Source organism: Micromonospora sp. WMMD737 (assembly GCF_049179055.1).
Classification (GTDB): Bacteria; Actinomycetota; Actinomycetes; order Mycobacteriales; family Micromonosporaceae; genus Micromonospora; species Micromonospora reichwaldensis.
Genome location: NZ_JBMHMH010000007.1, coordinates 1 through 4880, shown reverse-complemented (window position 1 = coordinate 4880; position 4880 = coordinate 1). Strand labels below are relative to the sequence as shown.

At 68.5% G+C, this 4880-nt stretch carries 7 protein-coding genes; all 7 read right to left on the bottom strand.

The genetic code is table 11. The annotated features are described in order from the left end of the window. Window positions 1-216: alpha/beta fold hydrolase (locus ACN27A_RS33685; protein WP_421458932.1), on the bottom strand; the 216-nt coding region annotated here is incomplete at its 3' end. Between the two features lie 10 nt (window positions 217-226). Continuing rightward, on the bottom strand, window positions 227-427 hold the full coding sequence (locus ACN27A_RS33680) for a ferredoxin (RefSeq protein WP_421458930.1): 201 nt from the start codon (window positions 425-427) through the stop codon (window positions 227-229). Window positions 428-440: 13 nt separating this feature from the next. Beyond that, a complete protein-coding gene (locus tag ACN27A_RS33675) occupies window positions 441-1643 on the bottom strand; it encodes a cytochrome P450 (protein WP_421458928.1) in 1203 nt (400 codons plus the stop codon). A gap of 119 nt (window positions 1644-1762) precedes the next feature. After that, window positions 1763-2593 (bottom strand): NAD(P)-dependent oxidoreductase, encoded by an 831-nt coding sequence (locus ACN27A_RS33670; protein WP_421458925.1) that lies wholly within the window; start codon window positions 2591-2593, stop codon window positions 1763-1765. Between the two features lie 4 nt (window positions 2594-2597). Beyond that, window positions 2598-3416: an NAD(P)-dependent oxidoreductase gene (locus ACN27A_RS33665; RefSeq protein ID WP_421458923.1), complete on the bottom strand. Its 819-nt coding sequence runs from the start codon at window positions 3414-3416 to the stop codon at window positions 2598-2600. Beyond that, window positions 3416-4297 (bottom strand): alpha/beta hydrolase, encoded by an 882-nt coding sequence (locus tag ACN27A_RS33660; RefSeq protein WP_421458921.1) that lies wholly within the window; start codon window positions 4295-4297, stop codon window positions 3416-3418. The genes ACN27A_RS33665 and ACN27A_RS33660 overlap by 1 nt, the downstream gene beginning before the upstream one ends. A gap of 7 nt (window positions 4298-4304) precedes the next feature. Beyond that, window positions 4305-4880, bottom strand: a 576-nt coding sequence (locus ACN27A_RS33655; protein ID WP_421458919.1) for a thiolase family protein, incomplete at its 5' end; no start/stop codon positions are given.

Here is a 4880-nt window from a genome sequence, read left to right as displayed (position 1 = left end):
GGAGTGCCCCACCAGCACGCAGGGGCCGGTCCCGGACTGCATCGCGGTGACGACGGCATCCCGGCGGTTGGCCAGCGTGGACTCCTGATCGACCAGTGCCCCGTGGCCGGGCAGGTCGACCGCTACCGCCTCGTGTCCCAGCGCGCGCAGTTCCGCGACGGTTTTCTCCCAGCACCACGCCGCATGGAACCCGCCGTGGACCAGGACGAACCGCATCCGGGCCCGGTCAGGCCTCGACGATCGAAATGGCCTGCCGCGGGCACTGCCGGACAGCTTCTTTGACCTGTTGCTCGTTGTCCGGGGTCACCTCGTCCTGCAGCACGTGCAGGTAGTCGTCGTCGTCGAGATCGAACACCTCGGGGATGATGCCCATGCACACCCCGTTGCTTTCGCACAGGCCGAAATCGACTTCGATCTTCTGCGTCATCGGGATCCCCTGCTCACCGCAACACCTTGACGGGCACGTGGTGATAGCCCGCGACGTTCTGCATGCTCACCCGTTGCAGACCGTCGAAATCCACCTCGAAGCGCGGCATGAAATCCAGCAGGTGCTCCAGCGCGATCGCGCTCTCCATCCGGGCCAGCGCCGCGCCCAGGCAGCTGTGGATGCCGTACCCGAGGCCGAGGTTCTGCGACTGGGTGCGGTCGCGGGTGATGTCGAACGTCTCGGCATCGGTGAACGCCCGCGGATCCCGGTTGGCCGCCGCTCCCATCAGGAACACCGGCTTGTTGGCGGGCACGGTGCCGCTGGGCAACTCGACGTCGCGCAGGCTGTAGCGCACGTTGTACTGCACCGGGCCGACATAGCGCAGCAGTTCCTCGACCGCGTCCGGAATCCTGCTGCGATCTTCAAGCAGCATCTGCCACTGCTCGGGGTGCTGGGCGAACACCACCACCGCGCTGCCCATCAGCTTGGTGACCGTCTCGGCGCCGGCGCCGCCGAGCAGCGTCGCGAACGCGGTGATCTCGATGTCGTCGAGCTTGCGCAGGTTGCCCTCGTCGTCGGGGATCTCGGCCGCGATGAGCCGGCTGATCATGTCTTCCTGCGGATTCTTGCGGCGCTCCTCGACGAGACTGAAGTAGTACATCGCCGAGTTGATGTTGGCCTGCTGGTTTTCCTCGCTCCAGTCGATCTGCCCCGGCTCGCGGTGCAGGCTGGTGTCGATCCAGTGCCGCACCTGCTGGCGGTACTCCTCGGGCACGCCAGCCATCCGGGTGATCACCTCGACGGGGAACGGGCCGGAGAAATCCTGCACGACGTCGAAGTTGTCCGGGTCGGCCTTGTCCAGGTAGTGCCGGACGAGTTCGATCACCGTGTCGCGCTGCGCCTGGACGGCCCGCGGCGTGAACGCCTTGTTCAGCAGGCTGCGCATGTGCCGGTGGTCGGGCGGATCCATGAAGATGATCGACTTCTGCGGCACCTCGCCCGAACGCACCATCCCGAGGTCGCACCCGCGGGCGGACGAGAAGGACTCGTGGTCTTTGAAGGCCGCGGCGACGTCGGCGTGCCGCGTCAGCGCGTAGAAGTCTTCTGTCTCGTCGTAGTACAGCGGCTCCTCGTCACGCATTCGCTGGTAGATCTCGTAGGGGTTGTCGAAAAACTCCTGCGAGACCGGGTTGAAGACGAGCTTGGGAGCAGTCATTGGGTTCCTCCTTCGCGGCTGGCTGAGGGCCGGGAAGCGTTACGGTAGTCGAAACAACTGTAACGCTAACAGTTGGCGTTATCCAGCACTCAGGCTTCGCGCCAAGGATTTTGCGAAACTCATGATTCGGACCGCGCCGGCACGACGCTGTCGAGCAGCGGCCCCAGCAGTCCCAGGTCGTTTCCCGCCTCCGCGGCGATGGTGCGGACCACCGCGACGTCTTTGCCGATGAACTCGCCGACCGAATCGATGAAGCCCTGCACCGATCCGCGCGTCCCGACGATGTCACCCACCTTGCTGGCGCCGCTGCCGTGCGAGACGGCGCTGAGCAGCCCCGCCTCGTCGACGCCCACCTCGGCACCGAACGCAGCCGCTTGACGCAGTACGCCGAGATGCGCGGCGAACAGCGTGTTGTTGATCAACTTGACCCACTGACCGGCCCCGAGTCCGCCCACGTGCAGGATCGGATCACCGTAGCCCGACAGCACCGGGCGGGCCCGTTCGAGGACGGCCTCGTCGCCGCCGACGAACAGGGTGATGTGACCGGCGGCGATGTCGTGGGGTCCGCCGCTGACCGGCGCATCGAGCACCCCCAATCCCGGGCGCCGGGCGGCCAGCGCCTGCGCGGTGCGGGGGCTGCCCGTGGTGTGGATGATCAGCACCGCGTCGGCCGGGATCATCTCCAGCAGCCCGTCATCGGCACAGATGTCGGTGACCTGATCGTCGGTGAACACGCACAGCACCACCGCATCGGCGGCCTCGGCGACCTCGGCGAGCGTGCTCACCGCGGTGGCGCCCAGTTCGCCGATCGCTTCCCGCTTCTCGGGGGTGCGGCCCAGCACCCGCACGTCATGACCAGCTTCGACCAGTCGGCGCGCCATCGGTGCGCCCATCCGGCCGGCGCCGACGAAACCGACCCGGCTCACCGTACTGCTCTTCTCTTCGCGCAAGCGCTCATCGGCCGTGCTCCATGGACTCCAGCGCCGCGTCGGCGGCGGTGAACACCGCCCCTTCCGGCGCCGAGGCGGCAGCCGCGAGGCTGGCCGCATGCCGGACGTCCTTCTGCAGCAGCGCCCCGGCGATCGGTGCGAGGCCCTCCAGTGTGCCGCCGAACATCGAGATGCTGCCGACCGCCTTGCTCGTCGCCGATCCCCGGTTGAGGACATCGACGAGCTTGTCGCGGGCGATGCCCAGCGCCTCACCCAGCTCCAGCGTGCTCACCGCACTTCCCAGGTTCGCGCTGAACAGCAGGTTGTTGAGGATCTTGGTGCTCTGACCCGCACCCAGCGGCCCGAGGTGAACGATCGGATCGGCGTAGGTCCCGAAGACCGGCCGGCAGCGGTCCACGACGTCCTCATCGCCCCCGGCCATGACCAGCAGGGTGCCTTCCTCGACGGCGGGTGCGCCACCGCTGACCGGAGCATCGATCACCGAAATGCCCTGCGCAGCACACTTTTCCGCGATCTCGCGGCAGGTGTCGGGGTGCACGGTGCTGTGAATCGCGACGATCCCGCCCTCGGCCAGTCCGGCCAGCACACCGTTCTCCCCGTCGAGGACCTGGCGCACGTCGTCGTCACCGACCACGCACAGGCACACCAGATCGCTGGCAGCGGCCATTTCGGCGGGGGTGGCCGCCGTCTTGGCCGGGGTGTCGGCGTAGGGCTCCAGGCTGGCCTGCCGGCGCGCCCAGAGCGTGGTCTCGAATCCGCCTTCGGCGATCCGCCGAGCCATGGGTCCGCCCTGACTGCCCAGACCGATGAATCCGACGCGCATCAGTTCGCCTCCTCTTCGTCTCGATCGCGGCCGCAGCGCGCGATGCATTCTTCGATGAACGACAACACTTTTGCGTGATACTCGCCGGCCGTCTTGCCGACGCTGAGATTGTGACCGCTGGCCCCCATGGGGTTCAGCCCGACGTGCGGTGAACCGGTGAACAATCCGGTGATCGAGGCAAGTGCCTGCGCGCTGGACTCCCACACGCTCTCGTGCTCGGCGACGCTGAACTGAACCGGGACCTGCACGTCTGCGGCGATGGCGGGGAAGTCGCGCCGCGCCCAGTTCGCGGTGACCTCGGACTCGTAGGCCACCCCCGGGGCCGAGAGCGCTCCGGTGAGCACATCGTCGGGGTAGAGATCGGTGGGCTGCCACAACAGATCCCGTAGTCCGGCCGGCCGCGAGGTGATGGTTGCCTCGCTGATGATGCTCCTGGCGTTCTCGCTGTAGCGCAGGCCGGTACCGGCCAGCTCGACGCCGATGACCTCCGCGCCGGCCGTCGTCATCCGCAGCGCCAGCTCGCAACCGGCCGAGTGGCCGACCAGGAACAGTCCCGCCCCGCGGCCTTCAGCGCCGAGCATCTTGTCCACCGCCGCGAACGCGGCGCCGACCCGGCGGGCGGGGTCGGCGAACTCTGAGGCGTACACCGCCGAGGCGCCGTAACCGGGCCGGTCCAGGGCGATCGCGGTGAATCCGCGCTCGGCGGCCGCGCGCAGCAGCGACAGCTCCGGATACCCGGGGCAGTCGAAGTACGCCGAGGACGTGGCTCCGCCGTGCACCGCGACGATCACCGCACGTGGCTCTTCAGCCGCGCTGACCAGCCCTGACATCGGGACGCCGTCCACGACGACGACGCGGGGGCGGGGTGCGGGCTCGGTCACGGACGCCTCAGGCCTCCGTCCGGAGCAGCAGCACGCCGCTGGGCGTCAGCCCGCCGCTGCTGACCACCGCGACGTTCGCGTCGGTGACCTGCCGCTCGCCGCCCTCGCCGCGCAGCTGGGTGACGGCCTCGTGCACCAGGCCCATGCCGTGGGTGCGTCCGTGTGACAGCTGACCGCCGTGCGTGTTCAGCGGGATCACGCCGTCGCGGGCGATGGCCGCACCGCCGTCGAGGAAGTCCTTGGCCTCGCCGATACCGCAGAATCCCAACGCTTCCAGCCAGGACAGGCAGTTGAACGTGAAGCCGTCGTAGAGTTCGGCGACGTCGACATCGGCGGGACGCATCGACGTGCGCGTCCACAGGTGCGCGGCCTGGCCCAGCACCTGCGGTTCGTGCGTCAACGTGGTCTGGTCCCAGTCGGTGCGCTCGATGATCTGGGTGCCGACGGCCTCGAAGAACACCGGGGGCTGAGGGCAGTCGGCTGCGGCGTCGACCGCCGAGACGACGACCGCGACGGCGCCGTCGCAGGGCACGTCGCAGTCGTAGAGCCCGAACGGGGTGGTGATCGGGCGGGCGTTGAGGTA